The organism is Ruegeria sp. BHSA162, assembly GCF_059613385.1.
In genome coordinates, this window is record NZ_JBXWSK010000087.1 from 1 (window position 1) to 13,741 (window position 13,741).

A 13,741-nucleotide genomic window follows, 5' to 3' on the forward strand; every position below is an offset into this window, starting at 1 on the left:
GTGCGCGCTCCAGAACTTCCGACACGTGCTTGACCGGGATGATCTCCAGCCCTTCCTTCACGTTGTCGGGGATGTCGGCCAGATCCTTCTCGTTCTCTTCCGGAATAAGCACCGTCTTGATGCCACCCCGCAAAGCTGCGAGCAGTTTCTCCTTCAACCCGCCGATCGGCATGGCGTTGCCACGCAGCGAAACTTCGCCCGTCATGGCGATGTCCTTGCGGACCGGGATACCGGTCAGAACCGACACGATCGAAGTCACCATCGCCAGGCCGGCGCTGGGTCCATCCTTGGGAGTCGCGCCGTCAGGCACGTGCACATGGATGTCGATCTTGTCGAACTGCGGCGGTTTGACCCCGATCTGAGGCGAAATCGACCGCACATAGGACGAAGCCGCGTCGATGGATTCCTTCATCACATCGCCCAGCTTGCCTGTGGTCTTCATCCGACCCTTGCCTGGCAGCTTCAACGCCTCAATATGCAGCAGGTCGCCACCGACCGAAGTCCAGGCCAGACCGGTCACAACGCCGACCTGATCATCCTGTTCAGCCAAACCGTAACGGAACTTGGGCACACCCAGGAATTCGTGCAGGTTCTCAGCCGTCACGACAACCCGGTCGGTCTCGTTCTTGATGATCCGGGTCAACGATTTGCGCGCCACCTTGGCAATCTCGCGCTCAAGATTCCGCACACCGGCCTCGCGGGTATAGGTGCGGATGATCGCGGTCAGCGCCTCATCGGTCAGCTCGAACTCTTTAGCCTTCAGCCCGTGGTTCTTCACCTGCTTCGAGATCAGGTGCTGCTTCGCGATTTCGCGCTTTTCGTCCTCGGTGTAGCCGGCCAGCGGAATGATCTCCATCCGGTCCAGAAGCGGCCCAGGCATGTTGTAGCTGTTCGACGTGGTCAGGAACATCACGTTCGACAGGTCATATTCGACCTCAAGGTAGTGGTCCATGAACGTGCTGTTCTGTTCCGGGTCCAGCACCTCGAGCATGGCCGAAGCCGGATCACCACGGAAATCCTGCCCCATCTTGTCGATTTCATCGAGCAAGATCAGCGGGTTCGTGGTTTTCGCCTTTTTCAGCGCCTGAATGATCTTGCCGGGCATCGAGCCGATATAGGTCCGGCGGTGTCCGCGGATCTCGGATTCATCGCGCACCCCACCCAACGAGATGCGGATGAACTCGCGCCCCGTGGCCTTGGCGACCGACTTCCCAAGCGAGGTCTTGCCCACGCCCGGAGGGCCGACAAGGCACATGATCGGGCCTTTCAACTTCTTCGAGCGCTGCTGAACCGCCAGATACTCGACGATCCGCTCCTTGACCTTTTCGAGGCCATAGTGATCGGCATCGAGGATCTGCTGCGCCCGGCCAAGGTCTTTCTTGACCCGAGACTTGGTGCCCCAAGGCAGCGACAGGATCCAATCCAGATAGTTGCGCACCACGGTCGCTTCGGCCGACATCGGCGACATGTTCTTGAGCTTTTTCAGCTCGCCTTCCGCCTTTTCGCGGGCTTCTTTCGAAAGCTTGGTCTCGGCGATCTTGGCTTCCAGCTCGGCGATCTCGTTCGCGCCGTCCTCGCCATCGCCCAGCTCCTTCTGAATGGCCTTCATCTGCTCATTCAGATAGTATTCGCGCTGGGTCTTCTCCATCTGCGACTTGACGCGGGTCTTGATCTTCTTCTCGACCTGAAGAACCGACATCTCGCCCTGCATCAGGCCATAGACCTTTTCCAGACGCTCGCTGATGCTGAGCGTTTCCAGCAGGTCCTGCTTCTGTTCGACCTCGATGCCAAGGTGACCCGAAACCAAATCGGCCAGTTTCGCCGGATCGGTTGCCTCACTGACAGCGGTCAGGGCTTCTTCCGGGATGTTCTTGCGAACCTTGGCGTACCGCTCGAACTCATCGGCGACGGTACGCAAAAGCGCCTGCGTCGTCGTTACGTCGCCGGGAATTTCGGTCAGGTATTCGGCGCGGGCCTCAAAGAATTCTTCATTCTCAATGAACTCCGAAATCTTGACGCGTGCCTGCCCTTCGACCAGCACTTTGACAGTGCCATCGGGCAATTTGAGCAACTGCAGGACATTTGCCAGAACGCCGCTGCGGTAGATACCGTCCTGGGTCGGGTCGTCGACGGAAGGATCAACTTGACTGGACAGCAGAATTTGCTTGTCATCCTGCATCACCTCTTCCAGCGCGCGCACCGACTTTTCACGCCCCACGAACAGCGGGACGATCATGTGCGGAAACACGACAATGTCGCGCAGCGGCAGAACGGGGTATGAGGAATTAAGAGGCTCTTGCATGCTCTATCCTTATCATTGGCAAGATGGCACTGACCCCTGTTTCAGGCAGCCGTCGGCCATCTCCTTTCTCGGACGATAAAGGTGGGGCGCGGACCGCCCCATTTCAACCTCGTCGCCTTACCTGTACAAATCAGAATGGCCCGAGGTTTCCCCGACTGCAAGGCATCGCGGCAACATATCCACTGATTTTGACTTGGGTCGCCCAACACGCCCGTTAGAGCGGCTCGATATCACCCAGCGCCCGCTGCGCATGGAACTCGGCCTGCCAGGCCTCGAATGCACCGGCGGCGATGGCGTCCCGCATGCACTGCATGATCTCTTGGAAATAATGCAGATTGTGCCAGGTCAGCAGCATGCCCGAAATCATTTCGTTGGCCCGGAATACATGGTGCAGGTAGGCGCGCGAGTAATTCGAGCAGGCTGGGCACGTGCACTGTTCGTCCAGCGGACGCGGATCGTCGGCGTGGCGGGCGTTCTTGATGTTCACGACCCCGCGGCGGGTGAACACCTGCCCCGTCCGTCCCGAGCGCGACGGCAGCACGCAATCCATCATGTCGATCCCGCGCGCCACGGCGCCCACGATGTCGTCGGGCTTGCCCACGCCCATCAGATAGCGCGGCTTATCGGTCGGCAGGAAATCAGGCGCATAGTCCAGACAGTCGAACATGGCCTCCTGCCCCTCGCCCACCGCTAGGCCACCAACGGCATATCCCTCGAACCCGATGGCCTTCAGCGCCTCGGCGCTTTCCTCGCGTAGGTCGCGCTCCAACCCGCCCTGCATGATCCCGAACAGCGCATGGCCGGGCCGGTCGCCGAACGCCTCGCGCGACCGTTCGGCCCATCGCATCGACAGGCGCATCGACTCGGCGATCCGGTCGCGGTCGGCAGGCAATGCGGGGCATTCGTCGAAACACATCACGATGTCCGACCCCAACAGGCGCTGGATCTCCATCGACCGCTTGGGTGTCAGCTCGTGTTTGGAACCGTCGATATGCGATTTGAAGGTCACGCCCTTCTCGGTCAGCTTGCGCAGGCCCGCTAGGGACATCACTTGAAACCCGCCCGAGTCGGTCAGGATCGGGCGCTCCCAGTTCATGAACTTGTGCAGGCCGCCCAAGCGGTCGATCCGTTCGGCCGTGGGCCGCAGCATCAGGTGATAGGTGTTTCCCAGCAGGATGTCGGCGCCGGTGGCCCGCACGCTTTCGGGCATCATAGCCTTGACCGTCGCGGCGGTGCCCACGGGCATGAAGGCCGGCGTGCGCACCTCGCCCCGCGGCGTGTGGATCACGCCGGTGCGGGCCTTGCCGTCGGTGGCCTTCAATTCGAATGAGAAACGCTGGGTCATGTCATCGCCTCGGGTCGCTGAACCGGGCAGGCTTTGCCCGATCTGCCCGGCCATTGCAACCCGTCAAGGCAAGCTGGCAACCCTTTGCGTGAACAGGTCTACCACCTGCTGACCAACGACGTCACAGCACACCTGCAACGGTGGGCGAGACGGGTCCGGCCGGGTCGCCCCAACCTCGGGCCCCTCGGTTACCACCTTCAACCCTGTTTCTTGAATTTCGAACATCGCACGGTGCGAACAGGCGATGACGGCCGTTGAGTCATGAAGTCCGCAGCCGTCCAACCCGGCGACATCGCGGTAGAAACTCAGATAGAACTGAGAGATATCGTTTAGAAATCCACCCATTTCAGGCGCACGTCGCGCCAGTTCCTCAAAATCAGCCGCGCGATAGAGCGTTTTCAACGTCGCATCCAGGCCCACCAGAACCGTCGGAGCGGGCTGGGCAAACACCTCGTCTGCGGCTTTCGCATCGTGATAGATATTCGCCTCGGCGTGTTCGGTGATGTTGCCAGGACAGAAGACCGCGCCGCCCATGATGACCAATTGGCCGATGTTCTGAGCGAAATCCGGATCCAGACGCATCGCATCGGCGATGTTGGTCAACGGCCCAACCGCACACACCGTCAGGCCCTTCTTGTGACGCCGGGCCATCTCGGCCAGAAACTCGGCTGCGCTCAGGTCGTGGTTCGCGCCGATTTCAGGCACATCGACCACATCGCCAAAACCCTCATCCCCATGCACGTGCTTAGAGGGCGTGTGTGCGTCAGCTTCCCATGGAAACGCTGCGCCCTGGGCCACAGGTATGTCCAACCCCAGCTTGTGAGCCAGAAACCGCGCGTTCCGGCTGGACTGCTGGACATGCGTATTCCCAAAAACCGTAGTCAGGCCGATCAGGTCAATTTCCGGAGCGGCGGCGGCGTAGGCTATCGCCATGGCATCGTCGATGCCGGGGTCGGTGTCGATAATCAGTTTCATTTCGCCCCGATAGCGCAATCAACGACGGATGCAAAGCAGCCACAACCCGAAATCTCCGTGCTTTGTCCCAATTACCTTGCATGGATATCCTGTTCGGTTCATTTCATAGCTGAGTTGAAATTCAGCCCTTCAATCCCCAAATGTATACCATCGTACACAAAAAATGAGGACAGAAATGACCGAAGACCAGATCATCGGACTGCTATCATCGAACATCATCTACCTGCTTGGGGCGGCCTTGGTTGTCGTCATCATCCTCAAGGGTATCAAGATCGTTCCACAATCCGAGAAATACGTGGTCGAACGGTTCGGACGCCTCCACTCTGTGCTGGGCCCCGGGATCAACTTTATCGTTCCTTTTCTGGACGTTGCGCGCCACAAGATATCCATTCTGGAACGTCAGCTGCCCAATGCGACGCAGGACGCGATCACCAAAGACAACGTGTTGGTACAGATCGATACATCGGTCTTCTACCGTATCCTCGAGCCGGAAAAGACCGTCTACCGCATTCGGGACGTCGACGGCGCCATCGCAACGACCGTTGCTGGTATCGTGCGGGCCGAAATCGGCAAGATGGACCTGGACGAGGTTCAGTCTAATCGCGCGCAACTGATTGAACGCATTCAAGAGAGCGTCGAAACCGCGGTTGACGACTGGGGGATCGAGGTAACCCGCGCCGAAATTCTGGACGTTAACCTGGATCAGGCGACCCGCGACGCCATGCTTCAGCAGTTGAATGCCGAACGCGCTCGTCGCGCTCAGGTGACCGAAGCCGAGGGCCAGAAACGCGCGGTCGAACTGCAGGCCGACGCCGAGCTGTATGCGGCGGAACAAGCCGCCAAGGCGCGTCGCGTTCAGGCGGACGCGGAAGCCTATGCAACCGGCGTCGTCGCAAAGGCCATCCAGGACAACGGGATCGAAGCCGCCCAGTATCAGGTTGCGCTGAAACAAGTTGAGGCATTGAATGCGATGGGCAAAGGCGGAGGCAGCCAGACGATCGTCGTGCCTGCAAATGCGCTCGAAGCGTTTGGCGACGCCTTCAAAATGCTCAAGGGAGGCAAATGATGGCAGATCCGTTCTGGCTGACGTGGTGGGTATGGCTGGCAGCCGCACTGGCGCTGGGCATTCTGGAAGTGGCCTTGCCGGGTTTCATCTTCCTTGGCTTCGCTATCGGCGCGGCTATCACCGGCATCCTTCTGGTTATCCCCGGCTTGGCCCCGAACCTGCCTGTCCTGCTTTTGATCTTCGCCACCTTGTCGTTGATCGCATGGCTCGTTCTGCGGCGCATGTTCGCGCTGCCACATGGGCAAGTCAGGACGTTTGACCATGACATCAACGACTGAGCGGTGCGGCGCCCTGTAGCGGGGCGCCCTACCCCCTCTGGACGCTGCCTTCAGCTTTCCCTATATAATTGCTCAGGTAACAACCCGAGGCATTCATGACCCACCCCAGCGAACAGCTTGAAGGTACGCCCCTGATTGCGCCTTCGACCGTTGAGCACCCTCTGTACGAATCCGTGGTCGAGGCCTGCAGGACCGTCTATGACCCTGAAATTCCGGTCAATATCTATGACCTTGGACTGATCTACACGATCGACATCAGCAGCGACAACGCAGTCAAAGTCATCATGACCCTGACCGCTCCGGGCTGCCCGGTGGCCGGTGACATGCCAGGCTGGATCGTCGAGGCCATCGAGCCCGTTGCCGGGGTCAAGGAGGTGGATGTCGAACTGACCTGGGAACCACCCTGGGGCATGGAGATGATGTCCGACGAAGCCCGGCTGGAACTTGGCTTCATGTAAGGGCCTGCCGCGCTGAACGCGCGGGAATTGTCACGCACCTGAAACCCAGCTGTCACGGATCGGTCGTCGAACCGTTACGTTGCTGCGTAACAAGTACAGTACGGGCTTCGCAGTCGAACCCGTCACAGGAACTCGGCGACTCAAATATCGCCCCAGCAGTCAATGGCGACCACGTTGGAGCGTCTACCGCCCCCCTGCCGAGGCTCTGCAATACTGGGCCGTTCTTGCCCGAGAGCGGCCCTATTTTACTCGCTGAGGTGCACTTACTTCACGTTGCACTGCGCTTTGATCTCGGCGGCGCGGTCGTCCAGTTTCTTGACATAGTCACCCGACAGCATCTGCAACCGTTTCTGTTCTGTTCCAGAGATCAATCCAAGCAGCGCCCCGGCTGGCGTGATCGCGACCACACTTTCCGCCTGCTGATCCTCGGCATGTTTCTTTTCCGCCGCAATTGCACGCAGGTCACCTTCGGCGGTCGAGCAATTCACCGGGTGCCGCTTGTGATCGCCCGCTGCATGAACGGCACTGCCGGCCACCAGAAGAGCCAGAAACGCAACCTGCCGGCACAAGCCAATCTTATTTGAAATCCGCAACATCATCGAAACCCACCTTGTTCTGCTGTCAATTCGATCTCATCGGCAAACCCTGCCCACTGCCCGTACGGTACGGTCAAAACTGGCGATGAGCAAACTTGGGGCTCCGCGCTCTCTTGAGCCCGGGCCCTTGCGGCCTTAGATTAGGTTTAACGCGCGAAAATGGAGACGACGATGTTCGGCATTCCCGGCAAACAGGCCGTGACGATGACGCCCAAAGCTGCAGAGCAGATCCTCCGCCTGATGACGTCGGGTGGCCATGCCGGTCTGCGGATTGGCGTCAAGAAAGGTGGCTGCGCTGGTATGGAGTATACCATGGAGTATGTCGATCAGCCGGATCCGCATGACGAAGTGGTCGAACAGGATGGGGCGCGGGTCATGATCGCTCCGATGGCTCAGATGTTTCTGTTCGGAACCGAGATCGACTACGAGGTCTCGCTGCTGGAATCCGGGTTCAAGTTCAAGAATCCCAATGTCGTCGATGCCTGTGGCTGCGGCGAGTCGATCAAGTTCGACGAAAACCTGGCCGAACAGCGCTGAGTCACCTAAAGCCTGCAACGTTTGTGGGCGGGTGAACTGCCGCCTGCACCGTCTGGTTGAGTCCACCCAGATCGATCCGTCGCGCGACTCGCCCGCGCGCAGCCACCCAAGCGCAATTGTCAGACCTTGATCCGGGTGCTAACTGGATAGAAACGCACGAAAGATCACGGAGACCCCGCTATGCGACGCAGACTGGCAGCCGGAAACTGGAAAATGAACGGAACCGGGGCTGCTCTTTCCGAGTTGGACACGCTGACTGCGACGCACCCTTCTCCGACAGTCGATATTCTGATCTGCCCTCCGGCAACTTTGATCCACCGAGCCGCACAAGCCGTGCAAGGCTCGGGCGTCGCCATCGGCGGACAGGATTGCCACGCCGAAGTTTCGGGCGCCCATACGGGTGATCTGAGCGCCGAGATGCTGAAAGACGCCGGCGCGACCAGCGTAATCGTCGGGCATTCGGAACGGCGAGAAGACCACGGCGAGAAAGACGACGATATCCGCGCCAAGGCCCGGGCAGCCATGAACGCGGGCCTGACCGCAATCATCTGCGTCGGCGAAAGCCTTGAACAGCGCGAAGCGGCCAATACGCTCGATATCATTGGCGGACAGTTGTCCGGATCGATCCCGGATCTTGCTACCGGAGAGAACCTCGTCGTGGCTTATGAACCGATCTGGGCCATCGGCACCGGCAAGGTTCCCACCTTGGAAGAAATCGGAGAAGTCCACGATTTCATTCGCGCCAGACTTGAACGGCGATTTGGCGAAGGTGTCGGCCGGTCGGTTCGTTTGCTCTATGGCGGTTCGGTCAAGCCGGACAACGCGGCGGAGATTTTCGGAGTGTCAAACGTGGACGGCGCGCTGGTCGGCGGTGCAAGCCTGAAGGCACGCGATTTCTCGGGCATCATTTCAGCGCTGGAACAGGCCTGACCGGTCCACGCACACTCAGTCCGCGATGTCCTCGGCCCAAAGCTCAGGCTGTTCGGTCACGAACCTGCACATCAGCGCAATGCAGTCCGGGTCTTCGGCCAAAACAACCTCGACCCCATGATCGCGCAGGAAGTCTTCGTTGCCGCCGAAGTTTTCCGTGTCACCGATGACCACGCGTGGGATGCCGAACTGAACGATCGTTCCGGCGCACATCATGCACGGAGACAGGGTGGTATACAGAACGGTATCTCGGTACGTCTTCTGCCGGCCTGCCTTGCGCAGCGCATCCATCTCGCCATGGGCGATCGGATCCCCCTGCTGAACCCTTCGGTTTCGGCCCTGCGAGATGATCGTGCCGTTCCGAGCCAGTACAGATCCGATCGGGCAACCGCCTCATCGAAACCGGCTTTGGCTTCTTGGTAGGCAACGCGCATCAGGCGCTTGTCATCATCGGTCAGCATGTTTCGGCACTCGTTGGTTGCGGTGATCAGGGTGGTTCCAGCCTGCCCACCGCGGGTGCCTGCGTCAACAACGGGCCGGTCACGCAAGTTTCATTGCGACCATGCCGGACACGATCAGTGTCGCTGCGATGACACGCAGCGGGGTCAGTGCCTCGCCCAGAAACATCACACCAACCAGGAACGCACCGACCGCGCCAATACCCGTCCACAGCACGTAGGCGGTTCCCAGTGGCAAGGAGCGCATGGCCAGGGCCAGCAAACCGAACGAACCGACCATTGCGCCTCCCATGACAACGGTCGGCCAGAGCCGCGTGAATCCAGCAGACTGCTTCATGGCAACTGCCCAGACGATTTCCAGCAAACCGGCAAAAAGAAGAAAGATCCAGGACATCGGGGACACCTCTATCAACTTCGGGTCGTCCCGAATGATCACCCATGGTGGGGAGGTCGTCCTCGTTCACTATGTGGGAAGAACCGATGGTGAGTTCAAGCCCGGCCATTCAGCGAGGCGGCCTGGCAGATGCCGGCCGACCGCGCAAAAAGTGACCCGAACCGGTTGCCCGGTTCGGATCGATTGCGACGGTCTAGTTCGTAATGATCTCGGGGCCCATGAAGGTGTTTGGCAACACCGTCGACAACCACGGGATGTACGTGATCATGATCAGGAAGACGAACAGAACGGCCAGGAACGGCAGTGCTGCGCGCACGACGGCCATCATCGGCATTCCCGCGACGCCCGACGTAACGAACAGGTTCAGACCGACCGGAGGCGTGATCATCCCGATTTCCATGTTCACCACCATGATGATGCCCAGATGGATCGGGTCGATGCCCAGTTCGATGGCAATCGGAAACACCAGCGGCGCCACGATGACCAGCAGGCCCGAGGGCTCCATGAACTGACCGCCGATCAGAAGGATTACGTTGACCACGATCAGGAAAGTGATCGGCCCCAGACCCGCCGACAGCATTGCGCCGGCAATGTGTTGCGGCACCTGCTCATCGGTCAGAACATGCTTGAGGATCAGCGCGTTGGCGATGACGAAAAGCAGGGTGACCGTCAGCTTGCCGGCCTCAAACAGCGTATGTTTGGTGTCGGGGTGGAAAAAGGCCGTGATCAGCGCCAGCGGCTTTTTCACAAGCGAGAGGTTTTGCTCACCATCCTGGGTGCTGAGTGGCCCCATGTCCTTGTAGACGAAGCTGGCGATGAAGAAGGCGTATACAGCCGCGACCGCCGCTGCTTCGGTCGGTGTGAAGATACCGCCATAGATGCCGCCCAGGATGATGACGATCAGGAACAGACCCCAACCGGCCTCGCGTGCCGACGCAAATATCTCGCCCCAGCCTTTCCAATCACCTTTCGGCAGGTTCTTGACCTTGGCCATCACATAGATTGTGACCATCAGCATGAACCCGGCCATGAGACCCGGAATGACACCGGCCAGGAACATCCTGCCGACCGAGACTTCGACCGCGGCCGCGTAGACAACCATGACGATCGACGGCGGGATCAGGATACCCAGCGTACCGGCGTTACAGATGACGCCAGCTGCGAATTCCTTGGAATAGCCGACCTGACGCATACCGGCGATCACGATCGAACCGATCGCAACAACGGTGGCCGGAGACGATCCCGACAGCGCGGCGAACAGCATACATGCGAACACGCCCGCGATTGCCAGACCGCCAGGCAGGTGACCAACGCAGGCGATCGAGAACCGAATGATCCGGCGCGCCACCCCTCCGGTCGTCATGAAGGACGATGCGAGGATGAAGAACGGGATGGCCAGCAGGGTAAAGTGGCCCTCGAACGCCTCGAACAGGGTCCCGGCAACCGAAGCCAGCGAGCTGTCCGAGTAGATCAGAAGAAACAGGGTCGAGCTCAGCCCTAGGGCAACTGCGATCGGAACGCCGATCAGCAGCAGGCCCACGACCATGGCAAAAAGTAGTACTACATCCATCAGTCGTGTTCTCCCTGAAGGGCCCGGACTTCTTCGATCTCGTCCTCAACCTCGTGGCTTGCGACAATACGGTCGGCCTCACCGCGCAGGATCTGCAGCCCGGCCTGGGCAAAGCGGATCACCAGCAGCAGCATCGACAGCGGCAGGACGAAATACGGCACGACCTTGGGCAGCTTCTCGTAGTACTCGCCATAGTTGATGAGGTCTTCGAGGAACCGTAGCGGCGCGACCATGGGGATGTCGTCCACCTCGTAGAAGCTCTGACTACGAGCGTCGAAATCAAAGCCCGTGGGGAACCAGCGTCCAGAGGTCGGAGGCAGGTCGGCAAAAACCGCCCAGTAGTCGTAGGACCCCTTCAGCAGCAGCAGCGAGAATACGAGGCAGCACCCCACCGCGATCAGTGCCAATACCCTGCGCGGTGCCGGAGGCAGCATATTCAGGATGGCATCCACACCCAGATGCGCGTGTTTCTTGACGGCGTAGGACGCCCCCAGCAATACCAGCCATCCGAAAGTGAATACGGTCAGCTCTAGCGCCCAAAGGATGTTGGAGTTGAAGACGAAACGCGCGATCACGTTGGCAAAGGTCACGGCCGTCATCAGGCCAAGAAGCAACGCGATCAGGGTTTCTTCGATTCGGTCGACCAGCCCACCGGGGCCGGTTTTCACACCAGACATCTTTCTGTCCCCATTTTTGTTGATTTATCGAGGTGGCGGGCGCGATTGGGCCCACCTGGTATGTGCTCCGGCGGGCTTGCGACCGTCGGAGCACACCTGCGTGTCGGATCAGAACCCGGCGTTGATCGCCTGAGCTGCGTCGATCTTGTCCTGACCGACGTCACCGGAGAACTTGTCCCAAACCGGCTTCATCGCATCAACCCAGGCCTGACGCTGCTCGGGTGTCAGCTCGCGGATCGAGCCGCCCGCGTCGATGATGGCCTGCTTGGCCTTTTCGTTGACCGCAAACGCCTCTTTGTTGCGCTCTTCGGTCACCTCGGCCAGGATCGTCAGGAACTGCTCGCGCACTTCCGGATCGAGGCTGTCCAGCCAGTCGACCGAAGTCACAACCAGATAGTCGATGATGCCGTGGTTGGTTTCGGTGGTGCCATCCTGCACTTCGAAGAACTTCTTGCCGTAGATGTTCGACCACGTGTTCTCCTGACCGTCCACAACGCCCTGCTGCAGAGCACCATAGACCTCCGAGAAGGCCATTTTCTGAGGGCTGCCACCGATGGCTTCCATCTGCGCAACCAGCACGTCCGAAGACTGAACGCGGAATTTCAGGCCGTTGGCGTCCGAAGGATCGATCAGCGGCTTGTTGGCCGACATCTGCTTCATGCCGTTGTGCCAGAACGCCAGACCCTGCAGGCCGCGGCGCTGCATGCTGTCTTTCATTGCCTGGCCATCCGCCGAGGCCTGGAACGCATCAACCGCGTCGATGTTCTTGAACATGAACGGCAGGTCGAACAGACGGAACTGCTTGGTGAACTTCTCGAACTTCGAAAGCGACGGGGCGGCCAGTTGCACGTCGCCCTGCAGCATCGCCTCGAGCACCTTGTCGTCGTTGTACAAGGTCGAGTTCGGATAGACCTCCATGCACATGACGCCGTTCATCTCGTCATTCACGCGCTGCTCGAGCAGCGATGCGGCGATGCCCTTGGGGTGCTTGTCGGTGTTCGTCACATGCGCGAACTTGACGACGATCTCGCCATCGTCGCAGGCAGCGAAGCCCGCTGTTGCGGTAACGGAAAGCGCAAGCGCGGTGGCGGCTGTTGCCAGGAATTTCATCTGTCTTTTCCTCCCAGACTTCCAAAGAAACTTCCTTTGACATCCATGCGGATGCCGGATGCGCAAGAGTGAAACGAATCGACGGTCACCGTTCAACAATTCGAAAACGACTGGCAGAAGACAGATTTTCTAATTACTTTTCATTGTCTTAAATAGAACATCCGCAATGAGTATTTTGTTATCGCAGACATTTGTGCGGGAAACCGCACACCCAAATTCGCGAGTGTGCGAAAAACCGCACATACATCGAATCATCGGGCGAATCGTTCCGCGTCAGCGCCGATAGTCTTCAGGGCGTATGCCGTAGCGGGCCAATTTGTCGTAGAACGTCTTGCGCGGCAGTTTCAGGGACTTGGCCGCATCCGACGCCCTTCCGTTGTGACGACCCAAGGCCGCAATCAGCAACGAGCGCTCAACGCGCGCCATCTGTTCGTTCAGCCCAAGATCGGCCGCGGCGGCAACATCCTCGGGCATCCCCAGAACAAAACGCATCGCAGCTGACATCAGTGAACGCGCGTTGCCGGGCCAGTCCCGCGCCATCAATGACGCCAAGTGTTCGGACGAGACATCAGGTACCGCGATCCCGGCCTGCTCGGCCGCCTGGGCGACGTAGTGGCGAAAGATCACCGGGATGTCCTCGGGGCGTTCGGCCAAAGACGGTACGCGCACCCGCATCACGTCCAACCGATAGAACAAATCTGCGTTGAAACGACCCTCGGCCGCCATCTCGGCCAGATCCGCGGTTGTTCCGGCGATGATGCGGACCCCGGGCCCGTTTTCGATCATCTCCAGGGCCGCATATTGCGTCGACTCGGGCATGGCCGAGACTTCATCCAGAAACAACGATCCGGCTGCCGCATCCTTGCATATCGCCTGCAGGGCATCCGCTCCCAGACCTGACGCCGGGCGCTTGACGAACGGCCCCTGCGCGCGGGGTGACATCAAATGGATGACTTCCGCGACTTTCGAAATACCGCTGCCGGGCGGTCCGGTGACCAGAACTTCGGCCTGAGTTGGGGCAACGCTGCGCACCCTGTTCCGCAAT

At 59.6% G+C, this 13,741-nt stretch carries 15 protein-coding genes; 5 read left to right on the forward strand and 10 right to left on the reverse strand.

The window, feature by feature from the left end; all coding sequences use genetic code 11:
* The 3 genes from lon to AC2FM5_RS17000 all read right to left on the reverse strand — a co-directional run.
* Window positions 1-2,302, reverse strand: a 2,302-nt coding sequence (gene lon, locus AC2FM5_RS16990) for an endopeptidase La (RefSeq protein WP_496736995.1), incomplete at its 3' end; no start/stop codon positions are given.
* Between the two features lie 214 nt (window positions 2,303-2,516).
* The gene (gene tgt, locus AC2FM5_RS16995) at window positions 2,517-3,647 is read right to left on the reverse strand and encodes a tRNA guanosine(34) transglycosylase Tgt (protein WP_496736997.1); all 1,131 of its coding nucleotides are present in this window, start codon (window positions 3,645-3,647) and stop codon (window positions 2,517-2,519) included.
* 63 nt (window positions 3,648-3,710) lie between these two features.
* A complete protein-coding gene (locus tag AC2FM5_RS17000) occupies window positions 3,711-4,622 on the reverse strand; it encodes a nucleoside hydrolase (RefSeq protein ID WP_496736999.1) in 912 nt (303 codons plus the stop codon).
* A 175-nt stretch (window positions 4,623-4,797) separates the two neighbouring features.
* On the opposite strand from AC2FM5_RS17000, the gene AC2FM5_RS17005 reads away from it, so the two are divergent.
* The 3 genes from AC2FM5_RS17005 to AC2FM5_RS17015 all read left to right on the forward strand — a co-directional run bounded on the left by AC2FM5_RS17005 (window position 4,798) and on the right by AC2FM5_RS17015 (window position 6,424).
* The gene (locus tag AC2FM5_RS17005) at window positions 4,798-5,688 is read left to right on the forward strand and encodes an SPFH domain-containing protein (RefSeq protein WP_480775127.1); all 891 of its coding nucleotides are present in this window, start codon (window positions 4,798-4,800) and stop codon (window positions 5,686-5,688) included.
* Window positions 5,688-5,966, forward strand: a complete 279-nt coding sequence (locus AC2FM5_RS17010) for an NfeD family protein (protein ID WP_093962948.1) — start codon at window positions 5,688-5,690, stop codon at window positions 5,964-5,966. The genes AC2FM5_RS17005 and AC2FM5_RS17010 overlap by 1 nt, the downstream gene beginning before the upstream one ends.
* A 95-nt stretch (window positions 5,967-6,061) precedes the next feature.
* Window positions 6,062-6,424, forward strand: coding sequence for an SUF system Fe-S cluster assembly protein (locus AC2FM5_RS17015; protein ID WP_170339389.1), 363 nt, complete (start codon window positions 6,062-6,064; stop codon window positions 6,422-6,424).
* A 263-nt stretch (window positions 6,425-6,687) separates the two neighbouring features.
* On the opposite strand, the gene AC2FM5_RS17020 is transcribed toward AC2FM5_RS17015, so the two are convergent.
* Window positions 6,688-6,993: a hypothetical protein gene (locus AC2FM5_RS17020; protein WP_496737002.1), complete on the reverse strand. Its 306-nt coding sequence runs from the start codon at window positions 6,991-6,993 to the stop codon at window positions 6,688-6,690.
* Between the two features lie 198 nt (window positions 6,994-7,191).
* On the opposite strand from AC2FM5_RS17020, the gene AC2FM5_RS17025 reads away from it, so the two are divergent.
* Window positions 7,192-7,557, forward strand: coding sequence for a HesB/IscA family protein (locus AC2FM5_RS17025; protein ID WP_170338817.1), 366 nt, complete (start codon window positions 7,192-7,194; stop codon window positions 7,555-7,557).
* A gap of 180 nt (window positions 7,558-7,737) precedes the next feature.
* Window positions 7,738-8,487, forward strand: coding sequence for a triose-phosphate isomerase (gene tpiA / locus AC2FM5_RS17030; protein WP_170338818.1), 750 nt, complete (start codon window positions 7,738-7,740; stop codon window positions 8,485-8,487).
* A gap of 15 nt (window positions 8,488-8,502) precedes the next feature.
* Here tpiA and AC2FM5_RS17035 read toward each other — a convergent pair whose 3' ends face one another.
* The 6 genes from AC2FM5_RS17035 to AC2FM5_RS17060 all read right to left on the reverse strand — a co-directional run.
* Entirely contained in the window at window positions 8,503-8,868 is a 366-nt protein-coding gene (locus AC2FM5_RS17035; protein ID WP_496737013.1) for a nucleoside deaminase, read from the reverse strand.
* Window positions 8,869-9,027: 159 nt separating this feature from the next.
* Window positions 9,028-9,339 carry a DMT family transporter gene (locus tag AC2FM5_RS17040; RefSeq protein WP_170357657.1) on the reverse strand — a complete coding sequence of 104 codons (312 nt, stop codon included), beginning with the start codon at window positions 9,337-9,339 and terminating at the stop codon, window positions 9,028-9,030.
* Between the two features lie 193 nt (window positions 9,340-9,532).
* Window positions 9,533-10,909: a TRAP transporter large permease gene (locus AC2FM5_RS17045; protein ID WP_170338824.1), complete on the reverse strand. Its 1,377-nt coding sequence runs from the start codon at window positions 10,907-10,909 to the stop codon at window positions 9,533-9,535.
* Window positions 10,909-11,586 (reverse strand): TRAP transporter small permease, encoded by a 678-nt coding sequence (locus tag AC2FM5_RS17050; RefSeq protein ID WP_496737006.1) that lies wholly within the window; start codon window positions 11,584-11,586, stop codon window positions 10,909-10,911. The genes AC2FM5_RS17045 and AC2FM5_RS17050 overlap by 1 nt, the downstream gene beginning before the upstream one ends.
* A gap of 108 nt (window positions 11,587-11,694) precedes the next feature.
* Complete coding sequence (locus tag AC2FM5_RS17055) at window positions 11,695-12,696, reverse strand: DctP family TRAP transporter solute-binding subunit (RefSeq protein ID WP_170357656.1); 1,002 nt, start codon at window positions 12,694-12,696, stop codon at window positions 11,695-11,697.
* A 273-nt stretch (window positions 12,697-12,969) separates the two neighbouring features.
* Window positions 12,970-13,741: sigma-54-dependent transcriptional regulator (locus AC2FM5_RS17060; protein ID WP_496737011.1), on the reverse strand; the 772-nt coding region annotated here is incomplete at its 5' end.